This window comes from uncultured Gemmiger sp. (assembly GCF_934561205.1).
Taxonomy (GTDB): domain Bacteria; phylum Bacillota; class Clostridia; order Oscillospirales; family Ruminococcaceae; genus Gemmiger.
On the sequence record NZ_CAKTFU010000004.1, the window covers coordinates 54,873 to 70,319 of the forward strand.

Annotated in this window: 13 protein-coding genes and 1 other RNA gene; 12 read left to right on the plus strand and 2 right to left on the minus strand. The window is 60.6% G+C overall.

Annotated elements, in window-relative coordinates:
• Window positions 1-43 precede the first annotated feature (43 nt).
• The 10 genes from Q0I19_RS03575 (at window position 44) to Q0I19_RS03620 (ending at window position 9,618) form a co-directional block, all read left to right on the plus strand.
• The gene (locus Q0I19_RS03575; protein WP_294758940.1) at window positions 44-1,567 is read left to right on the plus strand and encodes an SPOCS domain-containing protein; all 1,524 of its coding nucleotides are present in this window, start codon (window positions 44-46) and stop codon (window positions 1,565-1,567) included.
• A gap of 14 nt (window positions 1,568-1,581) precedes the next feature.
• The gene (gene spoIVA / locus Q0I19_RS03580) at window positions 1,582-3,057 is read left to right on the plus strand and encodes a stage IV sporulation protein A (protein WP_294758937.1); all 1,476 of its coding nucleotides are present in this window, start codon (window positions 1,582-1,584) and stop codon (window positions 3,055-3,057) included.
• Between the two features lie 24 nt (window positions 3,058-3,081).
• Window positions 3,082-3,282, plus strand: a complete 201-nt coding sequence (locus Q0I19_RS03585) for a hypothetical protein (protein WP_294758936.1) — start codon at window positions 3,082-3,084, stop codon at window positions 3,280-3,282.
• A complete protein-coding gene (locus Q0I19_RS03590) occupies window positions 3,279-3,536 on the plus strand; it encodes a pro-sigmaK processing inhibitor BofA family protein (RefSeq protein ID WP_294758935.1) in 258 nt (85 codons plus the stop codon). The genes Q0I19_RS03585 and Q0I19_RS03590 overlap by 4 nt, the downstream gene beginning before the upstream one ends.
• Window positions 3,537-3,596: 60 nt before the next feature.
• Window positions 3,597-3,936, plus strand: an RNA gene (gene rnpB, locus Q0I19_RS03595) — RNase P RNA component class A.
• Between the two features lie 128 nt (window positions 3,937-4,064).
• Window positions 4,065-4,967, plus strand: a complete 903-nt coding sequence (locus Q0I19_RS03600) for an RluA family pseudouridine synthase (protein WP_294758934.1) — start codon at window positions 4,065-4,067, stop codon at window positions 4,965-4,967.
• Between the two features lie 55 nt (window positions 4,968-5,022).
• On the plus strand, window positions 5,023-6,804 hold the full coding sequence (locus Q0I19_RS03605) for a M23 family metallopeptidase (protein ID WP_294758931.1): 1,782 nt from the start codon (window positions 5,023-5,025) through the stop codon (window positions 6,802-6,804).
• Window positions 6,805-6,974: 170 nt separating this feature from the next.
• Window positions 6,975-8,258, plus strand: coding sequence for a UDP-N-acetylglucosamine 1-carboxyvinyltransferase (locus Q0I19_RS03610; protein ID WP_294758929.1), 1,284 nt, complete (start codon window positions 6,975-6,977; stop codon window positions 8,256-8,258).
• Between the two features lie 74 nt (window positions 8,259-8,332).
• Window positions 8,333-9,121 carry an MBL fold metallo-hydrolase gene (locus Q0I19_RS03615; protein WP_294758926.1) on the plus strand — a complete coding sequence of 263 codons (789 nt, stop codon included), beginning with the start codon at window positions 8,333-8,335 and terminating at the stop codon, window positions 9,119-9,121.
• An 11-nt stretch (window positions 9,122-9,132) separates the two neighbouring features.
• Window positions 9,133-9,618 (plus strand): 23S rRNA (pseudouridine(1915)-N(3))-methyltransferase RlmH, encoded by a 486-nt coding sequence (locus tag Q0I19_RS03620; RefSeq protein ID WP_294758923.1) that lies wholly within the window; start codon window positions 9,133-9,135, stop codon window positions 9,616-9,618.
• Window positions 9,619-9,674: 56 nt separating this feature from the next.
• Here the strand turns inward: Q0I19_RS03620 and Q0I19_RS03625 are convergent, their stop codons facing one another.
• The gene (locus Q0I19_RS03625; protein ID WP_294758921.1) at window positions 9,675-11,198 is read right to left on the minus strand and encodes a 4Fe-4S dicluster domain-containing protein; all 1,524 of its coding nucleotides are present in this window, start codon (window positions 11,196-11,198) and stop codon (window positions 9,675-9,677) included.
• 172 nt (window positions 11,199-11,370) lie between these two features.
• Window positions 11,371-12,669 carry a tRNA (N(6)-L-threonylcarbamoyladenosine(37)-C(2))-methylthiotransferase MtaB gene (gene mtaB, locus Q0I19_RS03630; RefSeq protein ID WP_294758918.1) on the minus strand — a complete coding sequence of 433 codons (1,299 nt, stop codon included), beginning with the start codon at window positions 12,667-12,669 and terminating at the stop codon, window positions 11,371-11,373.
• A 123-nt stretch (window positions 12,670-12,792) separates the two neighbouring features.
• Here mtaB and Q0I19_RS03635 point away from each other — a divergent pair, with 123 nt between their 5' ends.
• Window positions 12,793-13,971, plus strand: a complete 1,179-nt coding sequence (locus tag Q0I19_RS03635; RefSeq protein WP_294758915.1) for a D-alanyl-D-alanine carboxypeptidase family protein — start codon at window positions 12,793-12,795, stop codon at window positions 13,969-13,971.
• Window positions 13,972-14,079: 108 nt separating this feature from the next.
• Entirely contained in the window at window positions 14,080-15,414 is a 1,335-nt protein-coding gene (locus tag Q0I19_RS03640) for a glucose-6-phosphate isomerase (RefSeq protein ID WP_294758913.1), read from the plus strand.
• The last annotated feature ends 33 nt before the right edge of the window (window positions 15,415-15,447 follow it).

The window sequence follows — 15,447 nt, forward strand, 5'->3', positions numbered from 1 at the left end:
CACAAGAGGTTTTCCGCTGCCGGAAAAAAGGGAGGTATCGTTTATGGAACTCAAGGTGTTCAAGGACACCGTGACCGCCTATGCGGGGCGCTGGGAAACACGGCTGGAGCTGCCTGTGGAGACCGAGATCCTCATCCCCGACTATCAGCCCGCCGTGTTCAAAATTGTAAAATGCCTGATAACACCGGTCATTCTGCAAAATGCCGTGGCCGACGGCCGCTGGACGGCGCAGGGATATCTGCGCTGTACCGTGTATTATCAGAGCGATGAACCGGGCAGCCGCCTGTGGCGCATGGAACAGAAGCTGCCCTTTGAAAAATCGGCCGAGCTGCCCGCCGATACCTGCGCCGAGGGTGCGGCTGCCGTGGACGGCGAGGTGGAGTATTGCAACTGCCGTGCTGTCAGCGAGCACCGTCTGGATCTGCGCGGAGCGTACATTCTTGCGGTGTCGGTGCCTACTTTCCGCACGGGTGAGGTGCTGACCGCCCTGGCCGACTGCGGCATAGAGCAGCGCACCGCCGAACTGCAGGGGCTGCAGCGCATCGCCGCCGAGGAAAAGACCTTTACCGCACAGACGGGTGTACCCCTGCAGGGCGGCGAGACCGTGCTGGACGTGGACGGCATGTTTGTGTCCGGCAGTGCTGTGGCGGGCGCGGGGCAGCTGCATATTCAGGGAACGCTGCGGGTGCAGCTTTGCTGCCAACCGCCTGACAGCGAGGCACTGACAACCATTTCCAAGGAGCTGCCCGTGCAGCAGACCCTGGAGCTTGCCGCCGTGCAGGACGAGGATCGTGTGCTTTTGTGGGGCGATGTGCCCGCCTGCACGATCAGCAGCGACGATGCCGGCGAGACCTCGCTGGCTGTCACCTGGCGGCTGCACACCGAGGTGTGGCGGCAGCAAAAACGCACCGTGGTGGCAGACGCCTACTCGACCGTCTGCCGGACCCAAACCGTGGGCACGGTTTTCCGTATGCTGGAGGAAACCGCCGACCTTTCAGGGTGTGTTTCCGTCACCGTGGAGGACGACCTCCCGCAGGAGGATATGCTGGTTCGGGGCTGCTTTGTCACGCTGGGCGCGGCGGGTATCGTGCCGACCGACAAGGGGCTGCAAATTGAGGGCAGGGGCACGGCGCATGTGCTTTGTTCCGATGAACGGGGCGAACTTGCCTGCTATGACAAGCCGTTTTCCTGGCAGACGGGCAGTGCCTTTGGCGGCAAACCGGAGGACTGCTGCCTGTGTCTGCATGCGGCAGCGGCGCATATCCAGAGCAGCAAGGCGGGCACAAGGCTGCGGGTGGAGCTGGATATCGAGACCACGGGCAGCCTTTTGCAGGCAAGACCGATGCAGCTGCTGACTGACGTGGAAACGGGGGAGGAATACCCCGCCGACGACATTGCGCTGTATCTTTACTACGCGCGGCAGGGCGAACCCATTTTTGACATTGCCAAGCGCTACCATGCCCGCGCCAAGGATCTGGCACAGGCAAACGGTATGGACTGCGCCGACACCGCCCCGCAGGAGCTGACGGCCCAAGCCGCCGTTTTGCTGATCCCGGCGGCACTGTAAAGGAGGAACGGCCTGTGACACAGGAACAAATCTACGAAAATATCGCCAAGCGCACAGGCGGGGATATCTACCTGGGGGTCGTCGGCCCGGTGCGCACCGGCAAAAGCAGCTTCATCAAGCGCTTTGCGGAGCTTATGCTGCTGCCGCATATCCAAAACGACGCCCGCCGGACCCGCGCGCAGGATGAACTGCCCCAGTCTGCCGCGGGGCGCACCATCATGACGACCGAGCCGAAATTCATCCCCGAAAAAGCCGTGTCGGTCGAGCTTTCCGGCGGGGTAAAGTTCCGCGCACGGCTCATCGATTGTGTGGGCTACATGGTGCAGGGGGCTTTGGGCAACGAGGAAAACGAGGCCCCGCGCCTGGTCAAAAGCCCCTGGTTTGACAAGGAGGTCCCCTTTGATCTGGCCGCCGAGACAGGCACCCGGCGGGTCATCCGTGAGCATGCCACCGTGGGGGTCGTTGTGACAACCGACGGCTCGATCGCGGATCTGCCGCGCGAAGCCTACTGTGAGGCCGAGCAGCGCATTTTTGCCGAGCTGGACGACATCGGCAAGCCCTATGTGATCTTAGTCAACTGCACCGAGCCGAGCAGTGACGAGGCCCGTAAACTGGCGGCACAGCTGAGCGAGCAGACCCACCACACAGCGCTGCCCATCAACTGCCTGACAATGACCGCCGAGGATCTGGACGGCGTATTGCAGGCGCTGCTGTATGAATTTCCCCTGCAGGAGATCGCCGTGCAGATGCCCGGCTGGGTCACCCTGCTGGAGTCGGGGCATTGGCTGCAGACCGCTGTGTACGAAACCATGCGGGAGCTTGCCGAACGGCTGCGCAAAATGGGGGACGTAACGGGGAGCAACCTGCGCCCCGACTGCCCGTATATTACCGAGCTGCGTCTGCTGGCTGTGGAACCCGCCACCGGCCGTGTGCGGGTCGCGGCTGCATTGCAGCCGGAGATCTTCTATAAGATATTGGGTGAGCAGACGGGGCTGGATATCGTGGATGAGGCGGGGCTTTTGCCCTGCATCGTAAGCCTGGCCAAGGCCAAGCGCGCCTATGACAAGATCAAGCCCGCACTCGATCAGGTCGAGGCCACGGGCTACGGCATCGTGATGCCGGGGTTGGAGGAACTTACGCTGGAAGAACCGCAAATCGTAAAGCAGGGCGGGCAGTACGGTGTCAGGCTGAGTGCCAGCGCCCCCAGCCTGCACATCATGCGTGCTGCTATCCGCACCGAGCTTTCGCCCACGGTGGGCAGCGAACAGCAGGGGGAGGAGCTGATCAAAAATCTGCTGGCGGATTTTGAAACCGACCCCGGCAAGCTGTGGAACACCAATATCTTCGGCAAAAGCCTGGACGTTCTGGTCAACGAGGGGGTGCAGGCCAAGCTGCTGCACATGCCGCAGGCAGCGCGCAACCGGCTGCAGCAAACGCTGGAACGCATCATCAACGAAGGCTGCGACGGGCTGATCTGCATTTTGCTGTAAGGGGGTGGCGGGGTGTTTCACCGCATGACAAGGCAGGAAAAACAGCGCCGCGCCGCCAAGGCGGAGCTGACGCGCACGATGCAGGCGTTACGGCGCAACGAAAGCGAATTTAACGAGGCGCAGGAGCCTTTTTATATCGAGCAGCTTACCTACCAGCACGCCGCGCTGCAATGCCGCTGCCGCGCCCTGCTGCGCCTTTTGCGCAGCGAGGGGCAAAACGTATGAGCTGGGGCATCTATGCGGCGGCGGGGGCGATCCTGCTGGTGCTGCTGCGCTGTGCTCTGGCGCAAAAGCGCGGTGTGCGGTGCTTTTTGGCGGGCAGTGTCTGCGGGCTGGGGGCGCTGGCGGTGCTGGCGCTTTTGCAGCCCGTGACGGGGATCGACCTGCCCCTGAACCGTTTTACCGCCTTTGCCGCCGCCGCATTGGGGGTGCCGGGCGTGGCGGCGGTGCTGGTACTGCGGGTGATTTTGCGCGTGTAAGCGCTGCCAAATATTTCCGCTTGCCAAAGAAAAGGCGGTATGGTATAATAACCAAGAAAACGAGTGGAACATACGGCGGCGGGACAGCCCGCAAGGGCTGCCTGAGGAAAGTCCGGGCTTCACAGAGACAGAGTAACTGCTAACGGCAGCCGGGGGTGACCCCAGGGATAGTGCAACAGAAAGAAACCGCCGCATTTTGCGGTAAGGATGGAAAGGCGAGGTAAGAGCTCACCAGCGCACTGGCGACTTTGCGGCTATGTAAACCCTGCTCGAAGCAACATCCGTATGGGACATTATGCGGAGTCTCGCGCGTCCCGGTGATGGCGTGAGCCTTGCGGCAACGCAAGGCCAAGATAGATCGTCGTTTGATACAGAACCCGGCTTACGGTCCAGTCGTTTTTTGTGGGAAAATTGCGGCACATTTGCTTGAAATTTTTGGGCAAATGTGCCGTTTTTGCGTGGAATAATTGCATCTTAGCGCAAATTGTGGTATACTGTAATGGCTTAGACGTAAAAAGGGGAGCATCTATGACTCAGCTGGAATATACGCTGCCGCCCGATGCGGCACCGCAGCGGCTCAACCTTTTTTTGCGCGCACAGGGTCTGACCGCCGGGCTGATCAAGTCGGTCAAATATGACGGCGGGGGCTTTTTCTGCGGCGGTGCCTCGGTACATACAGACTATATCGTGCACCCCGGCCAGACCGTCCGCTTTGCGTTGCCGCCTGAGCAGCAGACCGATGTTGTGCCGCAGGATATCCCGCTGCACATCGCCTATGAAGATGATTTCGCCGCCGTGCTGGACAAGCCGGCGGGCATTGCCGTGCACCCCACGCTCAACTACCCCGACGGCACCTTGGCCAACGGCTGGCTGCACTACCTGCAAACGCAGGGGCGCAGCGGTGTGTTCCGCCCCGTGAACCGGCTGGACAAAAACACAAGCGGCCTTGTGCTGTGTGCCCAAAACGCCTTTGCGGCGCCCGCCCTGGCTGCCACGGCGCAAAAGACCTATCTGGCGGTCGTGGCGGGTCGGCTGCCGCAAAGCCACGGCTATATCGAGGCCCCCATCGGCCGGCAGGGGGATTCCATCATCGGCCGATGCGTCACACCGAACGGCAAATACAGCCTGACAGAATACACCGTGCTGGCGGAAAACGACCGCTGCACACTGGCGGCCTGTCGGCTGCACACCGGCCGCACCCACCAGATTCGGGTGCACATGGCCTATATCGGCCACCCGCTGGCAGGGGACAGCCTGTACGGCGGCTCTGTGCAGGACATCGCCCGTCAGGCGCTGCACTGCGCCGTCATGCGCTTTCAAAACCCTTATACCCATGTGCCCGTGCGGGTGCAAAGCGCACTGCCGCCCGACATGGCAGCGCTGCTGGAAAAAGAGGGGCTGCTTGACAAATGGCAGCCGGATGCGCTATAATGCAGCATTTGTGGGGGTATAGCGCCCCCTGAAACAGATAAAGGAGCAACTTGTTTTGAACCCTACGCAAACAGAACATCAGGCTGAAGGCCGTACACAAAAGCCCGGCATAAAGCAGCGCATGGTCGCCTTCTGGGTCGACAATGCGGTGGGCGATTTCCTGTACCGCGTCGGTTTCCTGTTTGAATATGTGCTGGTCTGCCTGGGCCGCAAGGTCTATACGGTGGCGCGCGGCTTTGCCGTCACGGTGCGCAACCTGCTGGCCATGATCCTGCGCCCCATTCTGCTGGGGCTTATCACCCTGCTGGAGGATCTGCTCAGCCCGTTTATGCATATGGCATCGGGCTTTAAGCATATTCGGGAGCTGCCGCAGACGCTGGAGGAACAATCCGACACCGAACTGCAGCCGCAGGAGATCCGCATTGCCAAAATCGAATATTTTTTCCGCGGCGTCAGGCGCTATCTGCCCACGGTCTGGACGGCGGCCACCTACTTTTTCCCCGCGCTGGCGGCAGCCGCGCTGGTCATGGTGGTGCGCCGCGGTTTAAGCCTGCAATTTGTGCTGGAAGTACAGGTCAACGGCGAATCCGTCGGCTATGTGGCCAGCGAACAGGTGTTTGAAAAGGCCCGCGACGATGTGCAGGGCCGTATCCTTACGGCCGAGCGTCTCTTGCAGGGTACCGACGACGCAAAGACCGACTGGGAGGTAAACCCCACCTTTACGCTGGCCGTGGCAGGGCAGACGATGACCGAGCGCGAGATCGCCAACGCCATCCTGAAAACCGCCAGTGACGAGATCGTCAACGCCACGGCTGTGTACATCGACGATGAGCTGCAGTTTGTCACCACCGAGGGCGACCATCTGCGCAGCTATCTGGAAAACATCAAGGCCCCGTATGAGGACGCGTTTGATGCATCGGTAACGACTGCCTTTGTCCATGACATCCGCATGGTGGACGGTGTGTTCCTGCAGAAATCCGTCAGCTCCTACGCGGACGTTATCAAGGCGTTGAACCAGGGCGCAGGTCTTACCAAGTATACCGCCCACGAGGGCGACACCGTGCAGGATGTGCTGGATGCCACCGGCGTCAGCTTTGACTCGCTGGCACAGATCAACCCCGAACTGCACACGCTGGATCAGGAAATTCCGGAAGGCACCACGCTGGTAACGGGGGCCGTCAACGCAGACCTGCTCAAGGTCAAGGTCGTGCGCTATGATACCGAGACCATTCCCGTTGCCTACGAGACCGAAAACTCCACCTCCTCCGAGTACGCCTACGGCAAGGTGGTCGTTGTGCAGGAAGGCGTGGAGGGCACGGCCGACATCACCTACGAAACGACCTACATAGACGGTGTGCCTGTGGATCGTCAGGCTGTGGAATACACGGTCATTACCCAGCCCGTCAACAAGATCACCATCACCGGCACCAAGCTCAAAACCGGCATGGTGGCGCAGGTCGGCTCCGGCAGCTTTATGTGGCCGGTGCCCGGTTACAGCTATGTCAGCCGCTGGGCCAGTCTGCCCGGCGGACACCGCGGCGCGGATATCTGCGCACCCTACGGCACGCCCATTCTGGCGGCGGACTCCGGTTCTGTGGTGGCGGCGGGCTGGCACTGGTCCTTCGGCAACTATGTCGAGATCGACCATGGCAACGGCTACCGCACACTGTATGCGCACATGTCCAGCATCAGTGTGACGCAGGGGCAGGCTGTAACGCAGGGGCAGGAGATCGGCAAAGTCGGCTCCACAGGCAACTCCACGGGTAACCACTGCCACTTTGAGGTATCCAGCGGCGGTACGCTGATCAGCGCGCGCCAGTTCTTCCCCGGTATGTAAGGCATGCTGTTTTCGGAAAAGCCGCAAAATCTTTGCGGCTTTTCTGCCGGCAGGACTTTTCAAGTCGGTGAAATTGGTGTATAATATAATGTGTATAATCATGTAAGATATAGCGATTTTGCCGTGCAGCACAGGGCTGTGGGCAGCCGGCAGCACAAAGGAGAGCTATCTTGGAAAAATATGTTATTCACGGCGGAAAACCGCTGTCGGGCGAGGTCGTCATCGGCGGCGCCAAAAACGCGGCGGTCGCCATTTTGCCCGCCACCATTTTGGCGGGGGGCAAATGCCTGATTGAAAACCTGCCCTGCATCAGCGATGTTATGGCATCGCTGCAGATATTGAGCGAGCTGGGGGCCGGCATCCGCATGGTCACCCGCAATATTTACGAAATCGACACCACCAACATCAACAGCACCGAGGTGTCCAACGAGCTTTCGCGCCAGATGCGCGCCAGCTATTATTTCCTGGGTGCACTGCTGGGACGGTTCGGTTCCGGCCAGGTGGCCATGCCCGGCGGCTGCAATCTCGGCCCGCGCCCCATCGATCAGCACCTGAAGGCCTTTACCGCCTTTGGGGCCGAGGACTCGGTGGAGTACGGCCAGATCCGCGTCAAGGCCGACCGTTTGGTGGGCAGCCATGTGTTTTTTGACACTGTATCGGTGGGCGCTACCATGAACGCCATGCTGGCCGCCGCCACGGCACAGGGCACCACCGTGCTGGAAAACGTTGCGCGGGAGCCGCATATCGTCGACTTGGCCAACTTCCTGAACATGATGGGGGCCGATATCCACGGTGCGGGCACCGATGTCATCAAAATCCACGGCGTCAAGCAGCTGCACGGCTGCAACTATTCCATCATCCCCGATCAGATCGAGGCAGGCAGCTACATGGTGGCCGCTGCCATCACAAAGGGTGATGTGACGCTGCGCAACGTTACCCCGAAGCATCTGGAGCCGATTACCGCCAAGCTGCGGGCAGCCGGCTGCGATATTGAAGAATATGACGATGCACTGCGCATCCGCCGCACCGGCGATCTGCACCCGCTGAAGGTCAAGACCATGCCGCACCCCGGTTTCCCCACCGATATGCAGCCCCTGATGACCACACTGCTGACGATGGCGGACGGAACCTCCATCGTGACCGAGGGCATCTGGGAAAACCGTTTCCGCTATGTGGATGAGCTGCTGCGCATGGGTGCAAATATCCAGGTGGACGGGCAGGTGGCCGTGATCGAGGGCGTTAAGAAGCTGCGCCCCGCGCCGCTGCGTGCTACTGACCTGCGCGCCGGTGCCGCCATGGTCATGGCAGCGCTGTCAGCCGATGGCATCAGCGAGGTGGACGAGACGATCCACATTGAACGCGGCTACGAAAACATCGTCGAAAAATTGCAGCTGCTGGGCGCGGATATCCGCCGTGTCGAGGCACCCCCCAGCGCCATCAACCGCGCCATGTAACCGTAATATTTCCGGGCCGACCCTTTGCGGCGGCCCGTTTTTTGTGCGCCTGTCAAAGAAAGAGGATTCCATCTATGGCACTATTTACTACGCTGTACTCCGGCTCCTCCGGCAACTGTGCCCTGGTTCGTTCCGGGCAGCAGTATCTGCTGGTGGACATGGGCAAAAGCTGCCGTACCACGCTGTCGGCATTGAAAACACTGGAACTTCCCGTCAGTGACTGCGCCGGTATCCTGCTGACCCACGAGCACTCGGACCACGTTGCGGGGCTGGACACCTTCCTAAAAAAGCATCCGCTGCCGGTCTACGGCTGCGCCGATACGCTGGATACGCTGGATTCCCGCGGAACGCTGCCCCCCGCGGTGGAGGCAACGGCCATTGACGGGCAGACGGTGGATATCGGCGGCTTTACCGTGACCTGTTTCCCCACCAGCCACGACGTGCCCTGTTGCGGCTACCGTATCCGCACGCCGGATGGCCGCGTTATGGCGCTTGCCACCGACCTTGGGGTGCTGACCAAGGTAGTCATTGACAACCTTTCCGGCTGCGATCTGGTGGCCTTGGAGGCTAACTACGACGCATTCAGCCTGCACGGCGGGCCGTATCCCTACTACTTAAAGGTGCGCATTGCCAGCGACCGCGGACATCTGGACAACAAGGCCTGCGCTGCCGAGATCCTGGACCTGATTCAGGACGGCTGCAAAAAGTTTGCGCTGTGCCATCTCAGCCAGACCAACAATTCCCCCGAACTGGCGCTGACCACCGTCTACAACGTGCTGCTGGCGGCGGGCATCCAGCCGGGGCGCGATGTGCTGATCCAGGCGCAGGAGCGCAACGAGGTCAGCCCGTACATTGAGTTTTAAGGAGGGTGTGTATGCAGAACATTGACCTGATCTGCATCGGCAAGATGAACGCCGCCTACTTTGCCGCCGGGGTCGAGGAATACCGCAAGCGGCTGGGCGGGTTCTGCAATTTCCGTATCATCGAATTGCCGGAGTACGCCATTGCCGACAAAAACGCCGGCGACAAGCAGATCGCCAAAGCCCTGCAAAAGGAGGCGGACGCCATTCTTGCCTCGGTGCGCAAGGGGGCGTATCTGGTGGCGCTTTGTGTGGAGGGCAAGCAGATTTCCAGTGAGGAGCTGGCCGAAATGCTGGCGCAGCGCGCGGGCAGCGGGGCAGGGGATATCGCCTTTGTCATCGGTTCCTCTCACGGGTTGGACGACCGCGTCAAGCAGGCTGCCAAGACGCGCATCAGCATGGGACGCATCACGCTGCCCCACCAGCTGGCACGCCTTGTGCTGACCGAGCAGCTTTACCGCGCCTGCACCATCAATGCAGGGATGAAATACCACAAATAACAGCAAAAAGCCCGCGCCTTTGCAAACGCAAAGGCGCGGGCTTTACTTATACCGTATTAGTAGTGCAGAAGATCCAAGGAATCCTGGAACGGGGTCTCGGTGGCGACCTTCATCTCAGCCTCTGCCTTGTACTTGTTCAGCATGGCAATGCTCTTGGCGGGGTCAGCCAGCGTACCGGCACCGGCAATGCAGCCGCCGGGGCAGGCCATGCCTTCCAGCAGGTAACCGTTGTACTTGCCGGCCTTGGCCATGGTCATCATCTTTTTGCACTCGGCCAGACCCTGGGCACTGGCAACCTTGACCTCGCGGTCGGGGTCCATCTTCTTGATGGCGTTGACAACCGCCTGGGCAACGCCGCCGGAGGTGGCAAAGCCGCGGGCGTCGGCACTGGCGCTGTGGAAAGCATCCTCGGGGTTGTCGGGCAGGTCGGCAAAGTTGACCTGCTTGGCCTCAAACAGACCCATCAGCTCCTCAAAGGTCAGCACGAAGTCGACCTCACTGCGCACGGAACGGCGGCTGGCCTCCAACTTCTTGGCGGCGCAGGGGCCGACGAAGCAGATGCGGGCGTTGGGGTGCTCCTTCTTGAGCAGGCGGGCAGTCAGAACCATGGGGGTCATGGCCATGCTGATGCACTCTGCCTGCTGGGGGAACAGCTTCTTGGCCATAACGCTCCACGCGGGGCAGCAGGAGGTACCCATGAAGGGAATCTTGGCGGGGACTTCTTCCATAAAGTCCTTGGCCTCGTCGATGGTGCACAGGTCGGCGCCGATGGCAACCTCGGTCACATCGCTGAAGCCCAGACGGCGCATGCCTTCCTTCAGCTTGGAGGGGGTCATGCCGGGGAACTGGTTGATGAAGGCGGGGGCCACGATGGCAATGACATCATCGCCGCGCTTGATGCTCTGGATCAGCTGGAAGATCTGGCCCTTGTCCACGATGGCACCGAAGGGGCAGTTGACCAGGCACATACCGCAGGATACGCACTTATCGTAATCGATCTCGGCACGACCATGCTCGTCAGAGTGGATGGCACCCATGCCGCAGGCGGCGGCGCAGGGACGCTCGGTCTTGACGATGGCGCTGTACGGGCAGCTGTTGACGCAGCGGCCGCACTTGATGCACAGGCTCTGGTCAATGTGGCTCTTGCCGTTGCGGAAGCTGATGGCGTGCTTGGGGCAGACCTCCTGGCAGGGGTGAGCCAAACAGCCCTGGCACATGGCAGTGACCTTGATGACCTTTTCCGGGCAGGCGTTGCAGGCGAACTTGATGACGTTGATCAGTGGCGGCTCGTAGTACTTGTCGGCGCTGATGGTTTCCTTCAGACCGGCAGTGGCAGGCACGCTCTCGTCCAGAGGACGCAGGGACATACCCATGGCCAGGCGAACGCGCTCGGACACGATGGCTCTCTCCAGGAAGATGCTGCTGCGCAAAGATTTTTCCTCACCGGGAATGATCTTGAAGGGCAGCTCACGCATCAGATACTCGAAATCGTGCATCTCGTTGACCTCATAGGCCATGCGGGCGACTTCGGTGAACACCTTACGACGGATATCCGTTACGGGGGTGTAAATGCCTCTCATTGTTTTTGCTCCTTTTTGCTCTGATTACTCTCAATGCTCTCTATCAAGCGCCGGCACAAGGCTATGGCGCTCCTGTTAAAATTTTACCAAAAAACCGCGCCTTTGGCAAGGGGCGCGGCAACGTTTTTTGTGAAAAAGCGAAAGATTTTACACGCTTTTTGCCAAAAGGGCATTAGATCAGCTCGGCACGGCAGCGTTTTCCGTCCCATTCGCCTAAGGCGACACGCACGATATCACCCGATGCGTGCCCGGCGGCGTTCACCAGAACCGGCAGATACTGCTTGGTGTAGCCGGTAAACAGCGTGGCGGACAGTGGTGTTTCCAAAAGCACCTCGGCGCTGCGCCCCTGCATGGCAGCGGCCTGCTCGGCGCGCATGGCTTCTACGGCCTCGGTCATGCGGCGGCTGCGGGCTTCCTTTTCATGCTCCGGCAGCTGGTCGGCAAAGTCGTAGGCGGGCGTACCCTCGCGGCGGGAATAGGGGAAAACATGCACCTTCAGGAACTTTTGCGAAAGCACAAAGTCCATGCTGGCCTGAAAATCCTCCTCGGTCTCGCCGGGAAAACCCACGATCACGTCGGTGGTGAAGCTGACGTTTTCTGCGCCGAACGCGGCGCGCAGCTTGGCGGCGATATCGGCAAAAACGGCGGTGGTGTAGGGGCGGCGCATGGCGCGCAGGGTCTTGTCGCAGCCGCTCTGCAGGCTTAAATGGAACTGCGGGCAGAGCTTCTTGACGGCTGCCATACGGCGGATATCCTCATCGTGCAGCATGTCGGGGTCCAGGCTGCCCAGACGCAGGCGCTCGATGCCCGGCACGGCGGCGGCCTTCTCGATCAGCTCGACAAGGCTGGTGCCGGTGTCGGTGCCGTAGCTGGGCAGGCTGATGGCAGTCAGCACGACCTCCTTGTAGCCTGCGTCCGCCAGGCGGCGCAGCTCCTGCAAAATGCTCTGCTCATCGCGGCTGCGCACGGGACCGCGCGCGCGGGGGATAACGCAGTAGGCGCAGCGGCGGTTGCAGCCGTCCTCGACCTTGACAAAGGCGCGGGTGTGGTCGGCAAACTTATTCATCGGCAGTTCCTCGAACTGCTCGCCCTTTTCGTGGGGGCGGATATCCACCACGCGCTCGGCATCGCCGTTCAGCACCTTCTGCACGTCGGTCAGCACGGCGTGGCGGTTGCCGGAGCCGGTCACCACGTCCGCCTCGATGATGGCGGCAGCCTCCTCAGGGAAAGCCTGCGGATAGCAGCCGGTCAGCACCGTGACGGCACCGGGGTTCTCGCGCTTGGCGCGGCGCAGCCATTTGCGGCTTTTCTGGTCACCGAAATTGGTCACGGTGCAGCTGTTCACCACATACACGTCCGCCGGTTCGTCATTGGGCACCACGGTGTAGCCGTTTGCTTCAAACAGCTGCTCCATGGCGCCGGTTTCGTTCTGGTTGACCTTGCAGCCCAAGGTATAAAATGTTACCCGCATAAATACGTTCCTTTTCTCTATATTAATACCTCTATTATAATAAATGCGCCGCAAAAGCGCAATACTAATCTGACCCATCGCTGCATAGGCTGAAATAAAGCCATAGCATGGGGGTGACCTGCGATGAAAAAGAAAATCGTGCTTGCCGTTTTATGCCTGCTGCTGGCGGTAACGGCGGTGCTGCGCAGCTATGCCGATGCAGTGCCCGATGTGCGGCCGGCAGGGGTGCAGGACTTTGATGTGCCCTGCGCCGCCGCCGTGCTGATCGACGAGGATTCCGGCACTGTCTTGTACGAGAAAAACGCCGATGACCGCCGCCCGGTGGCGTCCATCACCAAAGTGATGACGATGCTGTTGACCTTTGAGGCGTTGCAGGCAGGAAAAATTTCCTTGACCGATATTGTCCCGGTCAGTGAGCACGCCTACCATATGGGCGGCAGCCAGATCTGGCTGGAACCGGGGGAGCAGCTGACCCTGCAGGAGATGCTCAAGGCGGTCTGCATTTCCAGTGCCAACGATGCCGCCGTGGCGGTGGCGGAGTTTGTGGCAGGCAGCGAGCCGACTTTTGTAGAAAGAATGAACGCCCGCGCCGCCGAGCTGGGCATGACCGCCACCCATTTTGCCAACGCCTGCGGCCTGGACGAGGAAGGGCATCTTTCCAGTGCGCGGGATGTCGCCGTGATGAGCCGCGAAATGCTTTTGCACCACCCCGAGGTGCGGGACTACTGCACGGTCTGGATGGACACCCTGCGCGGTGGCAAGACCCAGCTTGTCAATACCAACAAGCTGCTCAAAAGCTACCCCGGCATTACGGGGTTAAAAACCGGCACCACCGGCAAGGCGGGGGTGTGTATCACCGCCAGCGCCGAGCGCGACGGTCTGCGGCTGATCGCCGTTGTGCTGGGTGCGGCCTCCGGCAAAGAGCGCTTTGAAGCCGCCAAGGCGCTGCTGGACTACGGCTTTGCCCACTACGACAGCGCCGAGGTCGCCCTGCCCGACGATGCGCCCGAAACGCTGCGGGTGCAGCGCGGCACTGCCGAGACCGTGCCGTTGGATTACGCCGCGCCTGAGCGCCTTCTGGTGCCCAAGGGCGAGGGCGGCGGCTTGCAGACGAAAATCCTGCTGCCCGACGATGTGCCCGCACCGATAGAGCAGGGGACCCCCGTGGGCAGCTGGCAGCTTTTGCGCGGAGAAACCGTTTTGCAGGAACTGCCCATCTGCGCCGCACAGGACGTTCAGGCGTTGAGTTTTGGATATTGCCTGCAATATCTCCTCCATGGGATACTGATAAACGGACTGTGATTTGTGCATAATAAATGAAAACTTGGAAAAATTCCCGCATTTTTGCTTGACAATGACCAGATAAAACAGTATCATTGTGGTATATAAAAGACAAAGGAGGAACGGAACATGGCTGTTGCATTTAACGGCAAGCATCTGACTAAATTTATCCGTCCTGAAGAATATGAATCGATTTTCCCGCAGGTCAAGCTGGCACACGATCAGCTGGAGTCCAAGACCGGCTCCGGCAATGATTTCCTGGGCTGGCTTGACCTGCCTGTTACTTATGACCGCGAGGAGTTCGCCCGCATCAAGCAGGCGGCGGAAAAGATCCGCTCCGACTCCGACGTGCTGCTGGTAGCCGGCATCGGCGGTTCCTATCTGGGCGCCCGTGCCGTCGTCGAGGCCGTCAAGGGTCAGTTCCACAACGAGACCGAGGATGGCCCCAAGATCTACTTCTGCGGCAACACCATCTCTCCGTCTGCCCTCAATGACATCATCAAGCTGACCAAGGGCAAGCGCTTCTCCATCAACGTCATCTCCAAGTCCGGCACCACCACCGAGACCGCGCTGGCATTCCGCGTGCTGCGCAAGCTCCTGGAAGATTCTGTCGGTGCCGAGGAGGCCAACAAGCGCATCTACGCCACCACCGACCGCGCCAAGGGCACGCTGAAACAGCTGGCCGATGAGCAGGGCTGGCCCACCTTTGTGGTGCCCGACGACGTCGGCGGCCGCTATTCCGTGCTGACCGCCGTGGGTCTTTTGCCCATCGCCTGTGCCGGCATCGACATCGACGCCCTGATGCAGGGCGCTGCCGACGGCCGCGAAAAGTTCGGCAAGTGCACCATGGACAACGATGCCTACCGTTACGCCATGACCCGCAACATCCTGTACCGCAAGGGCAAGAGCGTCGAGACGCTGGCTTGCTTTGAGCCTGACTTTACCATGATGAACGAGTGGTACAAGCAGCTGTTTGGCGAGAGCGAGGGCAAGGATCAGAAGGGTCTGATGCCCACCTCCTGCATCTTCTCCACCGATCTGCACTCGATGGGTCAGTTCCTGCAGGACGGCAGCCGCATCATGTTTGAGACCTTCGTGGACGTCAAGAACACCCGCGAGGACTTCTACATTGAGCCGCTGGAGGGCAACTTTGACGGCCTGAACTTCCTGGCTGACCAGAATATGAGCGTCGTCAACCGCAAGGCGATGGAGGGCACCATTCTTGCCCACACCGACGGCGGCGTGCCGCTGGGCTTGATCGAGGTGGACAGCCTGGACGCCCACGATGTCGGCGAGCTGATCTACTTCTTCTGGAAGGCCTGCGCCGTGTCCGGCTACCTGCTGGCCGTCAACCCGTTTGACCAGCCCGGCGTCGAAAGCTACAAGAAGAACATGTTCGCCCTGCTGGGCAAGCCCGGCTACGAGGACCGCAAGGCGGAACTGGAAGCAGCCCTGAGCGAATAAACCCAAGGAACCATGGCGCGCAAGCGCTTACGA